The 24232-nt window shown below is 49.2% G+C and carries 17 protein-coding genes; 12 read left to right on the top strand and 5 right to left on the bottom strand.

Going from position 1 to position 24232, the window contains the following annotated elements; translation table 11 throughout:
* The 9 genes from ACTHMC_RS06990 to ACTHMC_RS06950 all read left to right on the top strand — a co-directional run.
* The coding region (locus ACTHMC_RS06990) for an N-acetylmuramoyl-L-alanine amidase family protein (protein WP_440412071.1) at positions 1-413 on the top strand (413 nt) is incomplete at its 5' end.
* A 31-nt stretch (positions 414-444) separates the two neighbouring features.
* Positions 445-1335 (top strand): N-acetylmuramoyl-L-alanine amidase family protein, encoded by an 891-nt coding sequence (locus ACTHMC_RS06985; RefSeq protein ID WP_440412070.1) that lies wholly within the window; start codon positions 445-447, stop codon positions 1333-1335.
* A 99-nt stretch (positions 1336-1434) separates the two neighbouring features.
* Complete coding sequence (locus tag ACTHMC_RS06980) at positions 1435-2427, top strand: MlaD family protein (RefSeq protein WP_440412068.1); 993 nt, start codon at positions 1435-1437, stop codon at positions 2425-2427.
* A gap of 4 nt (positions 2428-2431) precedes the next feature.
* A complete protein-coding gene (locus ACTHMC_RS06975; protein ID WP_440412066.1) occupies positions 2432-4420 on the top strand; it encodes an OstA-like protein in 1989 nt (662 codons plus the stop codon).
* Positions 4421-4519: 99 nt separating this feature from the next.
* Positions 4520-4978, top strand: coding sequence for a hypothetical protein (locus ACTHMC_RS06970; protein ID WP_440412064.1), 459 nt, complete (start codon positions 4520-4522; stop codon positions 4976-4978).
* Between the two features lie 178 nt (positions 4979-5156).
* Positions 5157-5906, top strand: coding sequence for a DeoR/GlpR family DNA-binding transcription regulator (locus tag ACTHMC_RS06965; protein WP_440412062.1), 750 nt, complete (start codon positions 5157-5159; stop codon positions 5904-5906).
* A gap of 42 nt (positions 5907-5948) precedes the next feature.
* A complete protein-coding gene (locus ACTHMC_RS06960) occupies positions 5949-9065 on the top strand; it encodes a SusC/RagA family TonB-linked outer membrane protein (RefSeq protein ID WP_440412060.1) in 3117 nt (1038 codons plus the stop codon).
* Between the two features lie 20 nt (positions 9066-9085).
* Positions 9086-10735 (top strand): SusD/RagB family nutrient-binding outer membrane lipoprotein, encoded by a 1650-nt coding sequence (locus tag ACTHMC_RS06955; protein ID WP_440412058.1) that lies wholly within the window; start codon positions 9086-9088, stop codon positions 10733-10735.
* Between the two features lie 26 nt (positions 10736-10761).
* Complete coding sequence (locus ACTHMC_RS06950; RefSeq protein ID WP_440412057.1) at positions 10762-11520, top strand: DUF4397 domain-containing protein; 759 nt, start codon at positions 10762-10764, stop codon at positions 11518-11520.
* Between the two features lie 107 nt (positions 11521-11627).
* Here the strand turns inward: ACTHMC_RS06950 and ACTHMC_RS06945 are convergent, their stop codons facing one another.
* A complete protein-coding gene (locus ACTHMC_RS06945) occupies positions 11628-12869 on the bottom strand; it encodes a nucleoside recognition domain-containing protein (RefSeq protein WP_440412056.1) in 1242 nt (413 codons plus the stop codon).
* Positions 12870-13064: 195 nt separating this feature from the next.
* On the opposite strand from ACTHMC_RS06945, the gene ychF reads away from it, so the two are divergent.
* A complete protein-coding gene (ychF, locus tag ACTHMC_RS06940; protein WP_440412054.1) occupies positions 13065-14162 on the top strand; it encodes a redox-regulated ATPase YchF in 1098 nt (365 codons plus the stop codon).
* A gap of 399 nt (positions 14163-14561) precedes the next feature.
* On the opposite strand, the gene ACTHMC_RS06935 is transcribed toward ychF, so the two are convergent.
* On the bottom strand, positions 14562-17435 hold the full coding sequence (locus ACTHMC_RS06935; protein ID WP_440412052.1) for a TonB-dependent receptor: 2874 nt from the start codon (positions 17433-17435) through the stop codon (positions 14562-14564).
* A 116-nt stretch (positions 17436-17551) separates the two neighbouring features.
* On the opposite strand from ACTHMC_RS06935, the gene ACTHMC_RS06930 reads away from it, so the two are divergent.
* Positions 17552-18478 carry a phosphoribosylaminoimidazolesuccinocarboxamide synthase gene (locus ACTHMC_RS06930; protein ID WP_440412050.1) on the top strand — a complete coding sequence of 309 codons (927 nt, stop codon included), beginning with the start codon at positions 17552-17554 and terminating at the stop codon, positions 18476-18478.
* A 469-nt stretch (positions 18479-18947) separates the two neighbouring features.
* On the top strand, positions 18948-20051 hold the full coding sequence (locus tag ACTHMC_RS06925) for a lactonase family protein (protein ID WP_440412048.1): 1104 nt from the start codon (positions 18948-18950) through the stop codon (positions 20049-20051).
* A gap of 68 nt (positions 20052-20119) precedes the next feature.
* Here ACTHMC_RS06925 and trhO read toward each other — a convergent pair whose 3' ends face one another.
* The 3 genes from trhO to ACTHMC_RS06910 all read right to left on the bottom strand — a co-directional run bounded on the left by trhO (position 20120) and on the right by ACTHMC_RS06910 (position 24069).
* Positions 20120-21181 (bottom strand): oxygen-dependent tRNA uridine(34) hydroxylase TrhO, encoded by a 1062-nt coding sequence (gene trhO, locus ACTHMC_RS06920; RefSeq protein ID WP_440412046.1) that lies wholly within the window; start codon positions 21179-21181, stop codon positions 20120-20122.
* Between the two features lie 71 nt (positions 21182-21252).
* Positions 21253-21609 (bottom strand): hypothetical protein, encoded by a 357-nt coding sequence (locus tag ACTHMC_RS06915; protein WP_440412044.1) that lies wholly within the window; start codon positions 21607-21609, stop codon positions 21253-21255.
* A gap of 12 nt (positions 21610-21621) precedes the next feature.
* Positions 21622-24069 carry a penicillin acylase family protein gene (locus ACTHMC_RS06910; protein WP_440412043.1) on the bottom strand — a complete coding sequence of 816 codons (2448 nt, stop codon included), beginning with the start codon at positions 24067-24069 and terminating at the stop codon, positions 21622-21624.
* Between the last annotated feature and the right edge of the window lie 163 nt (positions 24070-24232).

The following is a 24232-nucleotide window of genomic DNA, read 5'->3' as shown; positions in this document are numbered from 1 at the left end:
TGGACCTTAATTCTCCTGAAGCCCGCATCCGCTCACAGTTGTATGAAAAGAAATATTTCTCCAAGAGTCTTTTGCTGGCCACATTCATAGAAGAAGAATTTGTGAAAGGAGGTCGTGTGAGCCGCGGCGTCAAACAAAGGAATGAAAAAGGCATCTGGGTGTTACAGGCAACGGGTATGCCCAGTGTACTGATAGAAACAGGATTTGTAACACATACCGAAGAAGAGCAATATATCATCAGTGAAAAAGGCCAGGAAGAGATCGTGGCCAGTATCATGGTGTCACTCCTCCGGTATAAGCAGAGCCTGGAGAATAAGCAGCACCTGCCCGTTGAGCAGCAGTCTGCTCCGGCAAATGCCGATGGTCAGCCTGCAACTACTCCCCCGGCCCAGAAAGACAACAACCGGAAATAATTCCCCCCGTTCAAAAACCGATGAGTATAGCATGTTGAAAACAATCCTTCGTGGCCTTACCATTTGTGTTATCGTTACGGCCCTGACGGCGTACCAGACGCCTGAGACGGTACAGAAGCCCACATTGAAGACCATCATTGTGGATGCCGGCCATGGCGGCAAAGCCATCGGTGCCCGTGGAAAATATTCAACAGAAAAAGCTGTTTGTCTGGCTATTGCACTCAAACTGGGGAAACTACTGAGCCAAATGCCGGGTGTGAAAGTGGTATACACCCGGACAACGGATGTGTTTGTGGATAACCGTTACAGGGCAACCATGGCCAATGAGCATAAGGGCGACCTGTACATTTCCATTCACGCCAACTCCGCCCCTCCCATTACCACCCGCAAAAAAGTGGGTACCAAAAAGGAGGTTTATTACACCGGCAAGGGAAAGAACAGGAAAAAGAAAACACGTATCGTTCCGAGATATAAGGTCTATTCCTCTCCCAATCCGGCCCATGGTACTGAAACGTATATCTGGGCGGCTGACCGCACCGGTGCAAAAGGTGAATATGTAGGCGAAAGAGTGTCTGAAGAGGCTGAGCACGGCGAGTACACTCCCGATATCAATGACCCGGAATTCAAGGCCAGGTCTTTACTCTGGACGAAAAAATACTTTGATAAAAGCCTGACCCTGGCTACTTACGTGGAGTCTGAATTTCAGAAAGGAGGCAGAAGCAGCCGGGGTGTTAAGCAAAGGAACAATGAAGGGATCTGGATCCTGCAGGCCACAGCCATGCCGAGCATACTGGTGGAAACCGGCTTCATCTCCAATCGTAAAGATGAGGACTATCTCAATAATACGAAAGGGCAGGAAGCCATCGCCAAACATATCTTCCAGGCTGTCAAGCGCTACAAAGAGGCCACAGGGTCCAAATGATGACCGGCATCTGTCCCAATTGTTTTATTTTTGCTGCGGCGTTCAAAAAAATGCATCTTGCCTCCTGATTGACAGGATGCAGCGCTAAAAATCATTTGCATGAAAATTTCTAATGAAACTAAAGTTGGGTCGCTCACAGCAATTGCCATTGCGGTATTGATCCTCGGATTTAACTTCCTGAAAGGAAAAGATTTCAACACCACCAAGCATAAATTATTCGCAGTATTCCCATCCGTTGAAGGATTGATGATCTCCAACCCTGTTACCGTGAACGGCCTGCAGGTTGGTAAAGTAAGCCTGATAGAAGCAAAGGATCAGAACATGTCCGGCATCATCGTAGGCATTACCCTCACCCAGGAAGTGAATATCCCGAAGAACTCTTTCGCCAGCCTGAGCACAGACCTGCTGGGATCTTCCACCAGTTTCAAGATCATTCTCGGCAACGATTCTCAATACATGACCGATGGTGATACGCTCAGCACAAGACCGGTAAAAGGGCTTACAGACAAACTCCAGGCAAGCCTCGACCCTGCCCTGGCCAGCGCTACCCAGACCCTGAACTCCCTGGATACACTGGTAAAGAACCTCAACAGCCTGCTGGATCCCAACACCAAGAACAACCTGGCTTCCATCATCGCCAACCTTACACATTCCACTCAGAGCCTCAATAAATTGCTGGATGCCCAGACAGGCATGCTGGCTAAAAGCCTTACCAATGTTGAATCCGTAACAGGCAACCTGGCTAAGAGCAATGAAAAGATAACAGCAACAGTTGATAACCTGGAGAAGACTTCCAACAATCTCGCCAATGCCAAGATCAAAGAAACCATCGATAACCTGGAGAGCGTGACCAACAAACTGAGCACCGCTGTATCCAAGACCACGCAGAAAGATAATACGATGGGCCTCCTGTTAAATGATCGCAAATTGTACGATGAGCTCCGCCAGACCAACAGGAGTTTGACTACTTTGCTCGACGATTTCCGCCTCCACCCCAAACGCTACGTGAATATTTCCGTGTTTGGAAGGAAAGACAAAAGCGGACCGATAACAGCACCAGTATATGATTCTGTTCCGAACAAAGAGAACTAAAACAATGATGCGCTTTTCAGCATTGCTGGTATTCAGCCTGCTTCTCCTATCCAATGTTTTTGCACAGTCCTCTCCTGCCGATACTACCGGCAAAATGGTGGAATGGGTGAACTCTCAGAAATACAGGTACGAAAAAAAGGACTCTTTAACGGAGCTCAATATCTGGACCGGTAATGTGATCGTAAAACAGAACAAGACCACTTTCTATTGCGATTCGGCTATCCTCAACAAACGCGACAGGACACTGGAAGCCTTCGGCAACGTACATATCAATGATGCCGACAGTATTCATACCTATAGTCAGTATCTCCTTTATTATATAGATACACGCATCGCCAACCTGAAGAAGAAGGTGAAGCTCACCGACGGCAAGATCACCCTGCATACGGAAGAGATGCGGTATGATGCCAATGAAAAGATCGGCGACTACTACAATGGCGGCCGCGTGGAGAACGGCAAATCAGTGCTCACCAGCCAGGAAGGCACTTATTATGGAGAGATGAAGGACGTGTACTTCAAAAAGAATGTAGTGCTGAAAGACCCGGGCTCTACCGTAAGAACAGACTCGCTGCTGTACAATACGGAAACCGAGATCTCCACTTTCATTTCCAGGACTCATATCACCGATACTTCCGGCAGGACCATCGAAGCACGGGAAGGCACATACGATGTAAAGAACAGGAAGGCCTATTTTGCCGGCAGGCCCGTGATCACAGATGCCAAAGCGCGTACCCGTGTTATCGCCAACCAGATCGACCGCGATGATCATACCGGTATCAGCGTACTTACCGGCAATGCAGTGTATGTGGACTCTGCCCAGGGAATTTCCATCCTGGCAAACTATATCAGGGCCAACGCGGGGGAAGGTACTTGCTTTGCCACCCCGCAGCCACTGATGATCCTCACACAGGACTCAGACTCCATCTATATTGCTGGAGACACTTTGTTTTGCGGAAGGCTGAGCAAACTGCAAAGGCACCTGGATTCGGTATCTGCCGTGAATGCAGCCCGCGACAGCGTTGCGAAGGCCATTGCCGCACAACGCAAACAGGCATTAAAGGACTCCACAGCTATATCGTTGATCAATAACCGAAAAGCAACGGAGAAGGACACAACTTTTACACCGGGTAACCTGGTGGACAGCATCATGGCAACAAAGATCGATTCGGCCCATCGAAACAACGATTCCGTGAGAGCGTTGGTGAAACAGATGATGCAGACGGAACCCGGCGATTCCGCTGTGGCTATCACCATAGATACCGGCGTGAAAGCGCCTGTGGTTGTTAAAAACCCGCCGGTAGTTGTCAATCCTCCGGCAACGGCCATCAAACCACCGGCAGATACGCTCGCGGCAAAAAAACCGGCTGCCCCTAAAAAAGGCAAAGACCCGGTGATCATCACGGATACAACAAAAGCCAACGACAGCACTGACCGTTATTTCCAGGCCTTCCACAATGTGCGGATCTTCTCCGACTCATTGCAGGCCGTTGCAGATAGTCTGTTCTATTCCGGTAAGGACAGCATCTTCAGGCTGTTCACCGATCCCATTGTATGGAACGGTGACAACCAGCTCACCGGCGATACCATATACCTGTATACGAAGAACAAGAAAGCAGACAGGCTTTTCGTATTTGAGAATGCACTGGCCGTTTCAAAAACGGGGGAGAATATGTTCAACCAGCTCAAGGGCAACCGTATCACTGCGATGTTCATCGATGGCACCATCGATTATGTACGCGCCAAAGGCAATGCTGAAAGTGTGTACTGGGCCAAAGATGAGGACAGTGCGCTGGTAGGGATCAACAATGCACATGGAGATATCATCGATCTGCGCTTCCTGAATAAGGAGCTTGACAAAATAGTGATCATCAGTGCACCCAGTGCAGGTTTCCTTCCGGTGAGCACCGCTACGGAACAGGAAAAAGTATTGCGTAATTTCAAGTGGCACGACAAGCGCAGGCCCAAGACCAAGTTCGAGCTCTTCGGCAACTAAGTTGCTTCACATATATTTCACTTTCCTTTGCAGGAACTTTAACAGGGCCGTTATCACTACAATGGCATCATTTTCGTTTTCCGGTATTAAACAGAAATTATGCAAAGGATCATTGTAACCCTGCTCCTGGCGGGCGCTTTTGTGATCAGCAGCCAGCAAGCATCTGCTCAGGATTACCGGTTCGGCGTAGGCCTCCGGTTAAGCAATTCAACCCCCACGCTCAACAACTCCATCAGTGGAAAGTACAATGTAACGGACAAGAGTGCTGTTGAAGGATTGATCTCCTTCGGCTCCCGGTTCGGACTGGGCGCGCTGCTGGAGCTGCATCAGAATTTTTCAACGCCCGGACTGCGCTGGTTCTATGGTGCGGGATTTTTTGCGGGCTGGCAGGATAAGAACACTTATCTTGGTCCAACCGGTATTTTAGGTATCGAGTATACCTTCCCGAAAGCTCCTATCAATATTTCCGCCGACTGGAAACCTGAACTGGATATCATCCCCGATATCAACTTTGTTCCCGATGCTTTTGCCGTTACTGTGCGGTTTACCCTAAAATAAGTATCTTACTTCTGCAACAAACTGCAACCGTACCGGCAAAAAGACGGCTCATTCCTTCAGAAACCCGCATGTACATGCGAGCTCTAAAATTTTAATGCCGATTTTGCCAATAATTTTAACATTTCGTGCGGTTTTGTGCAGGAATTTACTTTATTTTACCGGGTAACCAGCTAACGATATGCTCAAAAAGGAAAGACAAGCGTATATTCTGCATCAGGTTAATCTCCACAACAAGGTGCTCTCCTCATCATTGAGCCAGGAGATCAGCGTATCTGAAGATACGATCCGCAGAGACTTGCAGGAACTGGCGGATGAAGGCAAAATCATTAAAGTGCACGGTGGAGCGTTATCTCATTCCTTCAGCCAGGTTTATTATCCATCCAACAACGTTTATTCGCTAGATAATAAAAAGATCATTGCGCAAAAAGCGGCATCGCTGATAGAAGATGGCATGTTTGTGCTGACCACCGGTGGTACTACCATCATCGAGCTGGCCAGGGCATTGCCCCCGCAACTGAAGGCTACTTTCATTTCAGGTAGTATCCCGGTTGTGCTGGAGTACATGCACCACCCTTCCATCGATGTGATCCTGATCGGAGACAAAGTGAGCAAGAACTCCAAGATCACCGTGGGCGCTGAAGCCATTGCACAGATCAAAAGGATCCGTGCCGACCTCTGTTTCCTTGGCATCAACGCCATAGATATAAAGAATGGAATTACCGATAATGACTGGGACGTAGTTACCCTGAAGAAAGCGATGATTGAATCGGCGCAGAAAGTGGTTTGCCTTACTATCGCCGAAAAGATAAATTCCCTGCAACCGATCCACATCGATGACATCAGTAAGATTCACACCCTTATTACTGAACTGTCACCCGATGACCCTCTGCTGAAACCATATAAAGACGCTGGCATAGAAGTACTGTAAGACTGCATATATCCCTGATACATTAACGACAAACACCTCGCTATGAGAAAAAAACTCTGGCTTGTGGTAATGCTATTCGTATTGCCATTGAGCTACCTTTTTGCCCAGGAACATCCGTTGTTGGGTACGGTTACTGATGATGCCCAGACTCCATTACAGGGCGTAACGGTCCTGAACAGGGCCACCAACAAATCAACACAGACAGACCCTTCCGGAAAATTCAAGATCTCGGCTGCACCCGGACAGGTTTTATTGTTCACTTTCGTTGGTTATGAATCCACCACATTTACTGTAGGTAAAGAAGAAAATGCAACCATTACCATGAAGTCCACTTCCCGTGAGTTACAGGAAGTGACCGTTGCCTATGGTATCAAGAAGAAACCACGCGAACTGGGTTACCAGGCCCCTACCGTTTCAGGTAAAGAGATCGCGGAAACGCAGCGCGACAACTTCTTCAATTCACTGGCAGGCCGTATTCCGGGCGCTTCCATCACCAGCACTTCGGGCGCACCTGGTTCTTCTACCTCTATTATCCTCAGGGGCGCCACCTCCATCGGTGGTAATAACCAGCCGCTGATAGTAGTGGATGGGGTTCCTTACGACAACCAGACCTTCAACCAGGAAGCGCTGGTGGCAGGCGGCGGCGTAAGCTTCAATAACAGGAACAACGATTACAGCAACCGCGCCATGGATATCAATCCAAATGATATTGAGACTGTTACCGTTCTGAAAGGACCCGAAGCCACCGCACTGTATGGTGCCGATGGTGCCTCAGGCGCCCTGATCATCACCACTAAAAAAGGGAAATCAGGATCCACTTCCATCACGTACGATAATTCTTTCAGAACTGAGAAAGTATACAGGTTCCCTGAAGTACAGACCACTTACGGCAGAGGTACCGCAGGTATTTCCAATCCCAATGCAACAGTGAACCCTTTTTCACTCGGCGCATTGTATGCCTTCTTTGGGCCCAAATACCCTGAGAATACACAGTTCTTCGATAACTTCGGGAACTTCTTTAAAACAGGCTTCACACAAAAACATAATCTTTCGTTTGAGGGTGGCAGTGAGAACACCACTTACCGCCTGGCTACCAGTTATACCGGGCAGGATGGTGTGATCCCCGGCACAGACTTCACCAATCTCAGCCTGCGCCTCAGCGCCAGCACAAAACTGAGAAAGAACCTCAGCGTCAACTCATCATTCACCTATCTTACTTCTGAAACCGGTAAGGCTTCCAAGGGTATGGGATCATATTTCCTCACCCTGCTCAACTGGCCTATCGACAACGATGCAAGAGATTATATGACGCCAACCGGTGGCCGTAAACTGCTGCGTGGTGATGGTACTGCCACCACCGAATTCGATAATCCGTTCTGGGATGTATACAAGAACCCTGCAAGGGATAAGGTAAGCCGCAGCACCGGCAACGTGCAGCTGAACTACGATCCCTTCAAATGGTGGAATATCAGCGGCTCCATGGGCATCGATGCTTATTCCCAGACAGGATCGTTTGTGACGCATCCTGAATCCCGTTATGGTGTTGCCTCCGGTGGATTTATTTCTACTTACACTCAGAATACCAGGAACCTGAGTGGTAACCTGCGTACTACCTTCAAAAAGGATATCGGTAAATTCACCAACAGTTTCTCTGCCGGTATTTCCTTTGATGATAACAGCACTGTTATCAACTCACTGAAAGGCGAGCGTTTTTATGAGAAGAATTTCAATTCCATCAATAATACCGATCCCCTTTCCAGAACATCCAGGCTCACAGAAACGGAGATCAGGAAGTTCCGCTTCCTGAGCAACCTCAGTATCGGATATAATGATATCCTTTATCTCTCGCTCTCCGGCACTAAAGAAGGAAACTCTACTCTCATGAGCCGTGTGGTGGATAAGAGCCCCTATTACGATTTCTACGGCGGTTCACTGGCATTTGTATTCAGTGACCTGAATATCTTCAAGAACCTGGCCTGGCTCAACTATGGTAAGGCACGCCTTTCCTATGCTACTACCGGTAAAGCGCCTTATGCTGCTTATATCATCGATAACTCCTTCGAGTCCGCTGCCAGTACCGGTGGTGGTTATGCGTATGGAGTGACCGGAAACAACGTAAAGATCAAACCTGAGTTCACACGCAACCTGGAGATCGGCGCCGAAATGAGGTTCTTCAATGAAAGATTCGGCATCGACTTCGCCTGGTACTCTCAGCGCAGTAAAGACCAGATCCTTGCTGCCAGGGCATCATACGGCACAGGTTATATCATCAAATGGTTCAATGGCGGTCTTGTTGAGAACAGGGGTATCGAAGTACAACTGACCGGTACGCCAGTGAAAACGCGCGACCTGAAATGGGATGTTACCGTGAACTTCGACAGGAACGTGGGACAGGTGCTGGAAATGCCTGAAGGCCTTCCTACCTACTATGATTCCGACACCTGGGTATTCGGTAACCTGCGTTCTCAGTTATACAAAGGCGCCTTCACCAGCAACCTTTCCGGTTACAGGTACAGACGCAATAATAACGGCGACCTGATCATCAACGCCAGCAACGGCTTGCCGCTTCGTGGCTCTGACTTTGAAGTGGTAGGCGACCGTCAGCCTGATTACAAGATCGGTCTGATCAACAACGTACGTTACAAGAACTTCAACCTCAGCTTCAATATCGATATCCGCAAGGGCGGTGATGTATTCAACGGTAACGAATATGTGCTCTTCCTCACTGGTTTGAGCAAACGTACACTTGACCGTGAGAAAAGTATCATCATCAAAGGCGTATTGAATGATGGTCAGGAGAACTCTGCAAAACCAACACAGAACAATATCTCCATCACTCCGATGTACAAATCCGAATACTTTGGTGCCGACAACCTCACAGAAGGTGATTTCATTGAATCTGTTGACTGGCTGCGTCTCCGCGATGTAACCCTCTCCTATACACTGCCACAGTCCATTATGAAGCGTCAGAAGGTGTTCAAGGGTGCATCTGTTTTTGTTACAGGTACCGATCTTTTCATCATCACCAATTACACAGGAGCTGATCCCAGTATCAATGCCAATACAGCGTTCGCACGCGGATATGGCGGTGCTGGTATCGATTATGGCTCCATTGCCACGCCAAGGGCTATCAACTTTGGTGTAAGGGTGCAATTGTAAAAGATCAAAAACTTTGAAGTATGAAAAAATCAACATTCTCTATAGCAATACTCGCAGGGCTGATGCTTACCGCCTCATCCTGTAAAAAGTGGCTCGATGTAAACCAGGATCCTGATACACCGCAGAGCCCCGGTGTGGCTTCCGTTTTCCCGACACAGCTGGCCGCTATTTCACGTGGCGTACAATGGGATGGCCGTTATCTGGGAAAGATCATCCAGAACTGGGTGACCAATACCGGTCGCGCTACCACAGAATTTACCTGGGATAAGCACGGGTATGTATCCGCATCAGACGCAGGTGGCGATATCTGGCGTATGACCTACTACGGTATGGGCAGAAACCTGGACTATATCATCAAAGTGGGTGAAGAGAACAGGCAGTGGGATTATGTAGGAGCTGCATGGGCATTGAAAGCATACAGCTTCCAGATGGTGACCGACTATTCCGGTGAAGCTATTTTCTCCGAAGCATTCAAAGATGAAGGCACTTCCTTCAAATACGATACACAGGAAGAAATTTACATGGGCGTACGCCGTTACTGTGATTCAGCGATCAAATACCTGGATAAAACAGATTACGAGCCAACCACGGTGCGTCTGAAAACAACAGATTATGTGTATGATGGCGATGTAACCAAATGGAAGAAGTTCGTATACGGACTGCTGGCCCGCAATTACAATAACCTCTCCAACAAAGCTGGTTTTGACCCGATGGTGGTGGTGGATTATGTGAACAAAGCGATGGGTAGTAACAACGATGACTTCCTGCTACCATTTGATGGTACCAAGACCGATGACTCCAACTTCTTCGGACCTTCCAGGGATAACCTCACGCATTTCAGGCAGAGCGCCTTCATTGTCGGACTGATGGATGGTTCCATCCTGGTAGGCAACAGGGACAGCGCCAGCCGCGATCCTCGTCTTCCTCATATGCTATCTGCTTCCAAAGACACATCTGGCACAAAGAACGGTGGCTATAACGGCGGTATCCCCGGAACTGGCGATCCCAACACAGGTAACAAAGTGATCTCTCAAATGTGGCAGGACAGTACTACCGGAAACCCACGTATTTCCGGTGTATTCATTCCTACGCTGGGTAAGTACATTTTCCGCGATAAAGCCGTGCAACCAGTAATGACCTATGCCGAAATGCAGTTCATCAAAGCAGAAGCGCTATACAGAAGCAATACAGATATGATGGCTGCGCACACTGCTTACAAAGCAGGCATCAAAGCACACTTTGATTTCATCAACCGCACCGTGTTCCCTCGTGGTAATGTGGCCGTGTTCAATACAAGAGCAATTCCTGCAGTGGAAGTGAACGGTTATCTGAATGGTGTTGCGGTAGAGCAGAATCCCAACGACCTGCGTCTGGCAGATATCATGCTCCAGAAATATATCGCACTTTGGGGATGGGGACTGCTGGAAACCTGGACTGACCTCAGGAAAAATCATTACAACTTTGACCTGGATCCGGTGTATCATGATGCTCCTGTGTACAATGCCTGGACTCCACCTGCAACGCTGGAAACAGCTAACCAGGGCAAGCTCGCCTACCGCGTACGTCCAAGGTTCAACTCAGAGTATGTATGGAATGTGGATGCATTGATCCCGCTGGGAGGCATGAACAGTGATTATCACACGTATGAAATGTGGTTCAGCAAACCCTGATTACTGTCAACTTAAAACATACAAAAATGAAAATTACATCTTTGCTATTGGCAGTAATACTCGCGGGAGGCGCCTTACTGCTGTCATGCGAAAAAAATACATTCAACCTCACTACCCGTACAGAAGTGCAGAATACTGCCAGGCTTAAAATAGGATACTTCAGTCCTACTGTACCTAACCCTGCCGCACAGCTGAAGGTGAATGGAGAAAGGGTTAGTCCGAACCTGGTGTACAATACGCCCTTTCCCGGAGGTGGCCTCAATACGCTTGGTCTGAATCACAGCGATTACCTGAGCTTTACGCCAGGCAATCTTAATTTCTCTTTCAGCATCCAGAAAGTGGGCACCAGTGAGGATTCAGTAAAACTCCTGGAATTCTCCCAGCAGCTGGACGCAAAAAGATATACGCTTTTTGTAACGGATTCATTCCCGAATACAACTTCCGTACTTGTACAGGATGATGTGGACAGACCTACAGACTCTGGTAAAGTGAGGATTAAATTCGTGCACCTTATTCCTGATGCTGGCCCCCTCGATTTTTACAGGGATAACGTGAAGATCGCCGGCAATGTCGAATACAAACAGGTAACCGAATATATGGATGTATTTGCCGGTAATGTGTCGTACTATGTGAAACTGGCAGGCACCAATACAACCATCAACGTTGCAGCCGGTAACAAGATCAATCCGGTAGCTGGCAGGATCTATACCTTCTTTGCGAGAGGCTGGAAAAGCAGAACAACTGGAACACTGATGCCAAACGTTTCAGCAATGATCGTTCAATAATAAAAGTTTCGGGTCAGATACACTACAAACATCGGTAACATGAGAAAAGTAAGGCCGCCTTTAAATATGGCGGCCTTCTACTTTTATATGCTTCGATTGTGATCGGCTTAACTACTCCACGGCCAGTTATACGCAATGAATATCGCCGCAATGATACCTGCCAGATCCGCTATCAGTGAAGCCGGTATCGCATACCTGGTCTTCTTGATACCCACTGATCCGAAATAAAGTGCCACTATATAGAACGTTGTATCGGCTGAACCCTGGAACAGGCAGCTCAGTCTTCCGATGAAAGAATCAGCGCCATTCACTTTCATGGCATCGATCATCATGGCCCTGGAGCCGCTGCCGCTGAAAGGCCGCATCAGCGCCGTAGGCATGGCTTCCACCCATTTGGCATCAAAGCCCATGCTGCGTACCACCCAGCTCAGTCCATCGATCATATAATCGAATACACCGCAGTTGCGGAGCACGCTGATGGCCACCAGCATACCCACCAGGTAAGGAATGATTTTCACTGCTACATCGAAACCCTGTTTGGCGCCCTCGATGAAGGCATCGTACACATGCACTTTCTTCCACATGCCACCAAGGATCATCACCACAAAGAACAGCATGATCAGGCCATTGCTCACAATGGTGGAGAAGGCGGATGCGCGTTCATTGCTCAATGAATAACGGAGGAAGAATCCCAATCCACCGAGCAGTAATGCTCCGAAAGCGCCTACGGCAATGATAGTGATCCATTGCTGGCGGTTGAATTTCTGCCAGATGGCGGTAACACCTATCGCCACCATGGTGGCCACAAAAGTGCAGATGATGGCGGGGATGAATATTTCTGTGGGATTGTTCGATTTGAGGATGGCGCGTTGCGCGATGATGGCTACCGGGATGATGGTAAGGCCGGAGGCGTGCAGCACCATGAACATGATCTGTGAATTGGAGGCCGTTTCCTTGTCGGGGTTCACCTCCTGCAGGCTCTGCATGGATTTCAGGCCGAATGGTGTGGCGGCATTGTCGAGCCCCAGCAGGTTGGCCGAGAAATTCATCATCATATGCCCCATGGCCGGGTGATTCTTCGGCAGTTCGGGAAAGAGTTTATTGAAGAACGGTCCTACGATACGGCTCAGGAAGCGGATGGCACCTGCTTTTTCGCCCACATTCATGAATCCCAGAAAGAGGGCCATGATACCGATCAGGCCGATGGAGATCTGAACGCCGGTCTTGGCTGAGTCGAAAACGCCGTCCATGATGTGCTTGAAAACTTCAGTGTCGCCCATTAACAACCGGATCAAAGCCACTATAAATGCAATCAGGAAGAAGGCGATCCAGAGAAAGTTTAATACCATTTTTCCGGTGATTTGTTGTTTACGGTTTGGTTAAGGGAGCTGCCGGAATGTTGGCGGAGCGCGGGCTTCGGTCCATGCCGGAATATTTGCCTAAGATAGTAGAAACCCCGGTAATACAGCCATTTAGAGGAAGGAAAATGTAAAATGGAAGCATTAATGTATCTTTGCGGCGCTAAAAACAAGAAATCAAACATCATGGGTTTAAAAGCAGGTATCGTAGGATTGCCTAACGTTGGAAAGTCAACCTTATTTAATGCGGTGAGCAGCAGCGCAAAAGCGCAGGCCAGCAATTACCGTTTCTGTACCATCGAGCCGAATGTGGGGCTGGTGGATGTTCCTGACAGCCGCCTGGCCAAACTGGCCGAACTGGTGGTTCCGGACAGGATCGTTCCTACCCAGATCGAGATCGTGGACATTGCGGGCCTGGTACGCGGCGCCAGCAAGGGTGAAGGACTTGGCAACAAGTTCCTGGGCAATATCCGCGAGGTGGATGCCATCATCCACGTGATCCGTTGCTTTGAGGATGAGAATGTGCTTCGCGATGAAGGCGCCATCAATCCGGTGAGCGATAAAGAGATCATCGATACTGAGCTGCAGCTGAAAGACCTGGAAAGCGTTGAAAAGAAGATCGGGCGTACCGAGAAAATGGCCCGCACCGATCCCAAAATGAAAGCTGAACTGGATGTATTGCTTCGTGCCAAAGCACACCTGGAACAAGGCAAGAGCATCCGCGGGCTTGACCTTAGCAAAGAAGAGAAAGTGGCGCTCGCCGACCTCTTCCTGCTTACCGAAAAACCTGTATTGTATGTTGCCAATGTGGACGAGGCCAGCATGCATACCGGCAATAAATTCTCCGAAGCCCTCAAGGCATCAGTTGCCAATGAGAATGCACAGGTGATTGTAATGAACAATACCATTGAAGCACAGATCGCGGAAATGGAAGACCCTGCCGACCGCGAGCTGTTCATGCAAGAATACAAAATGACCGAGCCCGCGCTGAACAGGTTGATCCGTTCTGCCTACAAACTGCTCGATCTCTATACTTATTTCACTGCCGGCGTTCAGGAAGTAAGGGCCTGGACGATCCACGAAGGCTGGAAAGCACCACAGGCCGCCAGTGTGATCCACACTGATTTTGAAAAAGGATTTATCAAGGCTGAAGTGATCGGTTATGATGATTATATCCAGTACGGTTCCGAATCCGCTGCGCGTGAAGCAGGCAAGCTGAGGATCGAAGGAAAGGAATACATCGTAAAGGATGGAGACGTGATGCACTTCCGTTTCAACGTATAAGTTTCAATACACCATTATAGAAATACCCTGGCTTCAGCCGGGGTATTTTTTTTCCGAACCATTAATACATTGATTCATTGCAGGATTAATACAACCCAACCGAATTCACATGAACATGTGATAAAAGTTTTATTCTTTTACATCATACAGAAAAGCAATCCAATATCCTTCTGTAATAAACCAAATCCAATCCTGTGCCCTGAACCAACAGGGGCTGGCACAACCGGTAAGCAGCAAGAACTTTCCAGACCCGGCTCTATTACACGTAGCAATATATTACGTAGCTGCAGAACGGTACCAGCCCCTACTTTTGACTCAAGAATGTTTCTTCATATTATCATCGCCAAAAGCAAAGCCCCGGTTCATTCCGGGGCTTTGCTTTTATAGTGTTATAACCAATTAAAAAATATTGTATCCGAAAGACAGGTAGTACACACCACCGATCTCAGGATTACCCAGCGCACTCACATAGTATTTGTTGAGCAGGTTACTCGCACCGAGTTTGATCAGGCTGCGGATAGCAGGGAACTTGTAGCTGATCTGTGCATCCAGGGTGCCGAAGGCAGGGATCTCGCTGGAAGCGAAAGTTCCTTCCCATTCAACCTTGCTCTGCCAGCGGTACTGTACGTTGAAGCCCCAGTTTGAATTATTGATACCATCGTTGCTCAGACCAATATTGTAACGCACTTTAGGTGTGTTGAAGAAAGTAACGAAGTTGGCAGGAACATCTTTCAGCTGGTCCCCGGAAACATTCGCCTTCAGGCTGTAACGTTTAGGCAGCATATAATCGAAGCCGACACCCCAACCAATAGCTTTTACATTCTGGGCAGAATTCTCAGGGTAAGAGAAGTTCTCGGTAGTGAGCGGGTTGGCAATGCCGCCTGGCACAGTGGCACGACCAACGGCCCTGCGGCCAATGAAATCTTTATACTCACAGTAATACACATACGCATCTATCAGCAATCTTTTGGTAGGCAGACCGCGATAGCCGAACTCATAGGAGTTGGCAGTTTCCGGTTTCAGCGGTGCAAATGGTGCTTTCTCGAGTGCAGGCGGTGTTTGTCCGGCGGCAAGCGCTGCGCGGTAAGCCCCGATGCTTTCGGCAGTGTAAACCGGGTTATTGGTGAAATTGAAATAATCCTGGAAAGATGGTAATCCACCGATCAGCCTGGCGCCAGGCGTTTTCAGATTGATGTACTGGTCCTGCGTGCTTGGGAAACGGTAAGCGTTCTGATAAGAGAGGCGCAGGTTATTATCCTTCGCGATCTGGATCAGGGCAGTCACTCTTGGCGTGAAGCGTCCGTCGAAATTCTTGCTCTTGTCGTAACGGCCGCTGGCAGTGAGTTTCAGCACATCGTTGAAAAGTTTTTTAGATACCTGAACATAACCACCGTATTCATCGATCTTGATAGTACCGGCAGTGTCCACAAAGATGGTGCCGTTGGAATTCAGGTGATAAGAACGGTAATTGGCTCCTACGATCACTTCCAGCACTTTGATATGCTCGGAGAAATTGTACTGGCCTTCTACATGGTAGAGGCTGGATTTATCGGCGAACTTGGCGCCACCGTCGTTGATATTGGTGTTGATGGCGTCGTTCAGGGATGTTTTGAACTGATCTGTACCCGGCAGGAAACGTCCGGTTTCAGCAGCGGCACGGGCGGCCGCGTGTGCAACGGCATCGGGTGCTCCCTGTGCGCGGGCGCCTGCATAGGTGGCGGAGTATTCACCAAACCAGGTGGAGTTCGCTTTCCAGTCATTGTTCACATACAGGGCTGCTGTGGTGGCCGTATAGGAATCACCGGAATTTTCCTGGGTGGTATAACCACGGAGGAACCAGTTGCGTCCTTTGATCTCGGCTTTATATTGACCCAGTTTGAAATTCTTCAGTGCATAACGGTCAGCACCAGTGTACACTGTGGTACCGGTACCCCAGTAAGCCACCAGGGATGCTTCGATATCGTTGGTGATCTTATAATATAAACCACCGTTGAGTCTTACGCTGTAAGAATTGTAATCAACAACGTCTACTTCATTATAACCTGTACGGCTGATGGTCTGCTGACCGAAGTAGCCCTGAGTAAGGCCGGTGGCCAGCGCCCTGAGGGGAGCCAGTTGCGGGTTATTGGAAGTGGCGTAAAAACCGAGGATCTGTGCCTGTGAAGGAGCAGTACCGCCATTTGCCTGTGTAAGTGCTGCGATCACACCGGGCAGTGATGGGTTAGAGGCAGGATTGAAGATCCCTACCTGGGCAATACCCGCCATGCTTGCGCTGGCTTCATCTCCATACACATTGATACCATCATAATTATTATCGGAAGCACGGGTTCCGTCTTTCACGGAGCTCAGTACGTTATTCCTGTTGAGGTTCCTGTAGTCCTGTGCCTGCCAGTCCTTGGCCTGGATGAACTGGCCGCCGATCTTGAAGGCGAATTTCTCGCTTACTTTTTTACCCCAGCGGAAGGCCCAGTCGTAGTAAGGAGCAGTAGCTCTCTGCTGACGGTCTGTATGCATTACACCTTGTTTCACCTGGAAGCTGAGGCCCTGGTATTTGAAGGGGCTCTTGCTGGTCATCAGCAGGGTGCCGTTCATACCTCCCGGTCCGTAGAGCGCGGAAGATGCACCCTGGAGCAGTTCCACATTGTCAACATCCAGTTCTGTGGGACCGAGGATGATGCCTACTGCAAAGTTGAGGGCGGGCGCCTGGTTGTCCATTCCATCCACCAGCTGGTTGAAGCGGAGGTTTCCGCTTCCATTGAAACCACGGGTGCTGATGGTATTGAAAGTGATGGAGGAAGTTGTCATGTCCACCCCTTTCAGGTTGGCGATGCCCTGGTAGAAGTTGGGAGCAGCGGAGGCACGCACATTGGCAGCGCTCATCCTTTCGATGGAAACCGGAGATTCCAGGATGCGTTCCGCCACGCGGCTGGCCGACACCACTACTTCCGCACCGAGTGAGGAAGCGGGCTCGAAGCTGACCTCAACGGGTGCGCTGGTGCTGCTGACAATTACTTCCTTCGCATCGTAACCGATGGAAGAGAACACGAGTGTGAACGGAGGCGCCTGGGTACTGGTGATCCTGAAATTTCCACGTTCGTCTGTGAAGGTCCCGATGGAAGTTCCTTTGATCACTACAGACACGGCAGGAACAATTTCTTTGTTGAGACTGTTTCTGACAGTTCCATTGACAGTATAGGTCTGCTGGGCGATTGCGGCTGGGGAGATAATCGTTAGAAAGGATATGGCCGCCAGGAAAAAGAGCAATTTTCTCATAATGGCAGATTTTGTAAGCGTATTGTACTTGAATTTAGGTATTTGATTTGTCAAACGAAAATTTTATTTATGTTTTTACAAGAGTGTGTTGCAAATATCTGTTGTATTTTCGGGCCATGAAAGCGTACGAGTTCAAAGGACAGACAAAATTTTACAAAGGAAAGGTCCGTGATGTGTACACCATCAATGATCAACTACTCGTGATGGTTGCGTCAGACAGGATCTCAGCATTCGATGTGATCCTTCCCAGGCCGATTCCCTACAAAGGTCAGGTACTGAACCAGATTGCCGCCTGGATGCTGAATGCAACCAAAGATATCTGCCCCAACTGGTTACTGGAAGTGCCTGCACCGAATGTTTCCATCGGCAGGAAATGTGTTCCCTTCAAGATAGAAATGGTGGTAAGAGGTAACCTTACCGGTCATGCGTGGAGGACCTACAGCAGCGGCCAGCGCACACTTTGCGGGGTTGAGATGCCTGAAGGACTGAAGGAGAACGATTATTTTCCCACTCCTATCATTACACCATCCACCAAGGCCGATGCCGGTCATGATGAAGATATCTCCAGAGAGGAGATCATTGCCCAGGGCATTGCCACGGCGGAAGAATGGGAGGTATTATCCGGTTATGCCTTGCAGTTATTCGCAAGAGGAAAGGAAATAGCCGCTCAGCGTGGGCTGATCCTGGTGGATACCAAGTATGAATTCGGTAAGATCGGCGATACCATTTACCTGATGGATGAGATCCACACGCCTGATTCTTCCCGTTATTTTTATGCTTCCGGTTTTGAAGCCCGTCAGCAGACAGGCGAACGCCAAAAGCAGCTCAGTAAAGAATTCGTACGTGAATGGTTGATCGCTAATAACTTCATGGGCAAGGAAGGACAGGTAGTTCCTGAAATGCCGGATGATTGGATCAACACAATATCCAAACGTTATATAGAATTATATGAGCAGGTGATCGGTGAAAAATTCATTCCCGGCAACTTCAGCGAGGCCGACACTTTCGAAAAAGTGCAGGACGCGCTCAGGAAATACGAGTAAGTACAGAATGAAACTATTTCGTTCCGAACTATTTTCTTCTTAAATCGCATTATACTACTGCGGGCATGGTTAAACGAATTTCAGCTTCGTTCAATCATGCCCGCTTCCTTTCCATTACCATTCTATCATGGTATCAGAAAATGCGGCCTACCATTACTCTCGCAGCAACACCTCCCCTTCTCCCTTCCCCCAAAAAAGAAAAATGTTGCAATCTCCCCTGCCGCACATCCAGGGTGCCCCTGCGCGGGATGGTAGCTGGGCACCGGGCCTTGAAAACATACGATCTCTCAGCCCGGCATTGCACCAACGCCCCAACTCACCCCACCAAAGTCAAATATAACCAGCAAAGTTGTGGGTATGTTTTCGCAGCCCACGCCCAGCTACCTCCCGCGCAACACCCAGACAAACATACTGGCATCTCCTTTGCAACAGCTTCTTCTTTTTAATAATTACTCCGTATTTTACGGTTATGAAACACCTACTTGCAGCAGCACTCATCATGACTACCATTCACGCCAACTCCCAGTCAAAGCAATATTTGCTCATCGGAACCTACACTTCCGGCAAGGGCGAAGGCATTTACGTCTACAATTTCCACCATGGGAAAGCGGCGCCAGTGAGCAAGTTTGTGACCAATAACCCCAGTTTCCTGGCGGTTTCTCCCGATCAGAAAAAAGTATATGCTGTTCATGAAGAGGGCGGCGAGAAAGCAAAAGTGAGCGCCTTCACGTTCAATAACCAGGATGGAACCCTCCATTTACTGAATCAGCAGACCACCAACGGCGATCATCCCTGTTATGTATCGGTAGACAAGACCGGCAAATGGGTGGCCGCAGCCAATTATTCCGGTGGAAATTTCTCTTTGTTCCCCGTGCAGGAAGACGGGTCGCTGAAAGCGGCTTCGCAGACCATCGCCCATGAAGGAAAGGGAGCCGACCCCAAACGTCAGAACAAACCTTATGTGCACAGCACTGTTTTCTCCCCGGATAACAAGCATCTCTTTGTGCAGGACCTGGGAGTAGACAAAATCTACAATTACAATTTCGATGCAAGTAACGGCGAGCTGCATGCGGCATCGGATCCATATACTGTTACGGCCCCCGGCGGAGGCCCGAGGCATCTCAGCTTCCACCCTACCCAATCACGGGCATACCTGATGGAGGAAATGAGTGGAAATGTGATTGCCCTGAAATATCATCATGGGATCCTAGATACCTTCCAGACGATTTCGGCTATTGCTAAAGGCTATATCGGTGATATCGGCAGTGCGGATATCCATGTTTCACCTGATGGAAAATTCCTGTACGCTTCCAACCGGGGAGAATCCAATGATATCGCTGTTTTCAAAATAGATGCGAAGAGCGGCAAGCTCACGCTGCTGGAGAATTTCAAGCTTAAAGGCAGCGGGCCAAGGAATTTTACGATTGATCCTACCGGAAAGTTTTTATTGGTGGCTTTGCAGAGGACAGACAATATTCAGGTACTGAATAGAAATGCAAAGACGGGGCTGCTCACTGATACCGGCGAGGAGATCAAGGTAGGCAATCCGGTATGTTTGAAATGGATCAAGTAGAAGACCGTTCGCCAGAGGCGAACCAATAGCACTCACTCGCCGGGAGGCGAGCGAGTGGGCACACCTTGCTACTTTTCTTCTTTTCCGATATTGTTGATCTCGTTAAGGCGCGGACGCAGCCTGGAGCGTGATTTGTTGAATGTGTGCACCCCTTTTTCAACGCCACGGCGGGATGCCTTCTGTTCTTCTTCAGGAAGAAGGATCACTTCATGGCAGGCATCACTGCAGGTACCTTTGAACTTTTCAGCACAGCTGGGGCATTGGATGAAGAGCAGGTGACAGCCGTCATTGGCGCAGTTCACATGCGTATCGGCGGGCTGGCCGCACTGGTGGCATTGAGAGATGATATCTTCCGTAATACGTTCTCCCATCCGGTTATCGAACACGAAATTCTTTCCGATGAATTTACTGTCGAGCCCCTTTTCCTTTACCTGCTGGGCATAATTGATAATGCCTCCTTCCAGGTGAAATACATTTTTGAATCCATTGTGCAGCATGTAAGCGCTTGCTTTTTCGCAGCGGATCCCACCCGTGCAGTACATCACGATATTCTTATCCTGCTGGTCTTTCAGCATCTCCACCGCCATGGGCAGTTGTTCCCTGAAAGTATCACTGGGCACTTCCATAGCTGTTTCAAAATGCCCCACTTCAAATTCGTAATGATTACGCATATCCACCACAATGGTGCCGGGATCCTTGAGAAGCTCGTTCATTTGTTCGGCATTCACATACTTTCCTTTGTTGCGCATATCAAAGCTGGCATCTTCTATGCCATCCGCTACTATCTTGGGACGTACTTTGATCTTCAGCACCCAGAATGATTTTCCGTCATCATCCACTGCAATATTCAACCGCAGCCCGTTAAGATAAGGCAGGGAGTAGAGATAGACCCGGAAGGCCTCCACATTGCTGTCTGGTACAGAGATCTGCGCATTGATGCCTTCAGAGGCTACATAGATCCTTCCGAACACTTTCAGGTCTTTCAATGCCTGATACAGCTCATCCCTGAACTGCTGCGGGTTTTCGATGGGAAAATACTCGTAAAATGAGATGGTGGTGCGGGGCTCAGTTTCCTGGAACAATAATTCTTTCAGCTCCTTCTGGGAGACGCGGTTGTGTAGTAATGCCATTTTTTTAAAATTTTGCGACCGTTTACCTGACAGTCAAAATTTTGAAACAGGGCAAAGATACGAATTGTAAATTATTCTTCCGTTGCAGGCCTTTTACGGATATAGCTACCCGTTAGTGCACCCATGCCGCCCACGATGGCGCCGGTCAGGGCCGTTACCAGTACCAACAGGATGGAAGATCCGCCGAGTGGCAGTACCTCCGCCAGTTTGGAGCCCAGGATATGGAGGTTCCTGATATCGATCCACATCGCCAGTCCACCCCATAGCAGGAAGATGGACAGGAAACCTGTTAACCAGGATCTGAACGGGGACTGGTGAATGCAGACAGCTACCAGCAATGCAGCCAGTGCGATGGTCCACCAGGGCAGGAAAATGCCTGCAACAAAACTCAGCAATGCAGTAACCAGGATGGAGATAAGAAGTTTCATACGCTGAGTGAATTATTTAGTGAAAGTCATTTTGTGTTTTACCTGCTTGCTGCCGGCTTCATCGGCCTTCATTACCCATAGTGGCTGGTAGACGCCTTTGGCCCAGTCGTTCACCATATTATCATAGAACCTGCTGCCGGGATTGCCGCTTTGTCCGCCGGGGAAGATGCCATAAGCTTCCGTTTTCTCCGTCAGGTGCACGATCATTCTCCAGCTTGGCCCATGATATTGTTTGGTGGCATTGATGATATCTGAACCGCCGCCGGTCACCAGGTGGTAGCGGCTGAGCGGGCTCAGTCTGAGCAGGTGGCGGATGCCGGAATCTTTGTACTTGCTCCAGTCCAGCTTTCCATCTTTTTCGGCCTGTACCAGCTGGGGCACTGCTTTCTTGAATGCGGCAGTCACCACATCCCTCAGGGTTTCCACTACCGGTGTTTTGATATTATCTGCAAAAGTGAAGGCGCTGTCTTTCATCATCCCTTCCACCAGTGTATAACGTTCAGGGAAGATATAAGGCTGGGGAACGTTCTCGAACTCATCGCTCCATACTTCCGCTTCCAGCAGCTGCATCCAGGCGGAGAATATGGAAGCGCCCTGTTCTTTGGGATCGTTGCGCAGGTCCCAGCTGCGGATCACTTCCAGGTATTTCTTCTCATCGGAGATGAGGATGTCTTCATCGATATATTTCAACAGCAATGGCATGGCTGCCTCTGCCAGTACATTGTAGTTCTCTGTCTGAAGGCGCTCCATATCTTTTATGGTGATGCTGTTCATATTGCGGAGCTGTCGGTTGATGAGCAGGCCGCGATAGAGATTGTAACTGCCACCGAGGTAATAAGGATACGCAGAGTCAGCCGCCAGCTGGTTGGCGCTGCTGACGAAACCACGCTCCGGATTCAACATATGCGGATTCTCGCCGGATGGGATCATTCCCTGCCAGCGATAGCTGCTGTCTTCTCCCGGCATTACAAAATCACCCTGGCGCTCCCACTTGTCGGGGAACTCGCCCTGTTGCCAGATGGCGATATCATTGTTTTTGGCGGCGAATACAAAATTCTGTCCGGGACAGGAGAAGTTCTTTATGGCGTTATGATAATCGTCGTAATTGGTAGCGCGGTTGAGCAGGTAGAAAGTCTTGAGCTCATTGGAAGGATCATGCGCCTTCCATCTTACGGCCAGGTTGATATTGCCGCTGGTGCGTTTGCTGCCGGTGAAACTGGCGTCGTACTGAACGGGCCCGAAATAAGTGTAAGCAACTGTGTCTTTGAAATCCGGGCGGCCTTTTACTTTTATATGCTCTACCTCTACCACTGAACTATGCCAGCTACTGTCCATCCAGTATTGTTGTCGGGATTCATCTTTGAACCGGACGGTATAATAATCTTTAACATCGCGGCTGCTGTTGGTGACGCCCCAGGCGATCTGATCGGTAAAGCCGATGATGATGGCCGGTGAACCCGGAAAGCTCACTCCATAGGCGTTGCCTTGGGGTGTGCTCAGCTGCATTTCGTACCAGAGTGAAGGCAGGTTGAGACCGAGGTGCGGGTCGCTGCAAAGGATGGGCGCACCGCTGGCGGTTTTGGCGCCGGCAACTGCCCAGTTATTACTGCCATTGTCTTTATCAGGCTTTGGCATGGATTGAATGGGCACCGGTTGTTTCCAGTTGAAATACACCGAATCCGCTGTCAACGGCGTGATGGCATGTACGGGCGAAGCCGGGAATGCGGTCCCTCTTGGCAGGATGGGATCGAGTGAATCAGGTTGTGCGGGGTAGAGCTTATCGAATACGGCTTTGGTGAAAACTGATTTCGCGTTGGTATACTCGATATCGTTCTCATCGCCGGAGAGGTCGTAGCTCATGTATTTAAGGAAGAGGGCAGTTTTGAGATTAGTCCATCTTTCAGGAGCATAATTGAGCAGCCTGTATTCCAGGGGAAGTTCGGCCTGGGTGCAGTTCTCAATAAAAGCGTTTACGCCTGCGGTATAGGAATCCAGCACCGTTTTGGTGGTCTCATCAGACTCCATCTGCGCCAGGCTTTTTTTGGCTCCGAACACCATTCCGATACGGCGCATATTGCGGTCGTTGTTCAGGATGGCGTCTTCCGGTCCTGCTCCCAGGATCTCGCTCAGGCGGCCTGCTGCGGCATGGGTTTGAAATTCCATCTGCCAGAGGCGGAATTTCGCATGCAGGTATCCCTGCACAAAATAGAGATCATGGTCGTTCTGCGCAAACACATGGGGTACCATGCGGCTGTCGAAATACACTTCCACTTTTTCTTTGAGTGCAGGAAAATTCAGATCGAGGGTATAGGACTGATCAACTGGCTCAGCGTTCTGCCAGCAGCCATGCTGGGGGCTGAGGAAACTTCCCAGGGGAGGCACAGCGCCCCATGGTTGGTTCAATGCAACGATCAATCCAGTTGTAATGATGCCGGATACCAGCAAGGGAACAAGTCGCATAAACTCGGAAGGGTTTAAAGAATCGGCTAAAAGTAATCAATTTTTTGGTAGTTGTTTGGGAAAAAAACCGGGGCGGTTAGGGATACCAGAGGGAACCTCGTTTTGCTCCATCCGGGTACAGGATTTGTGCCGGTAATCTGCATTTCCGGTCAGTTCATTAAAC

Origin of the sequence: Pseudobacter sp. (assembly GCF_051955275.1) — a bacterium.
Classification (GTDB): domain Bacteria; phylum Bacteroidota; class Bacteroidia; order Chitinophagales; family Chitinophagaceae; genus Pseudobacter.
This window is presented reverse-complemented; position numbering and strand designations above follow the sequence as displayed.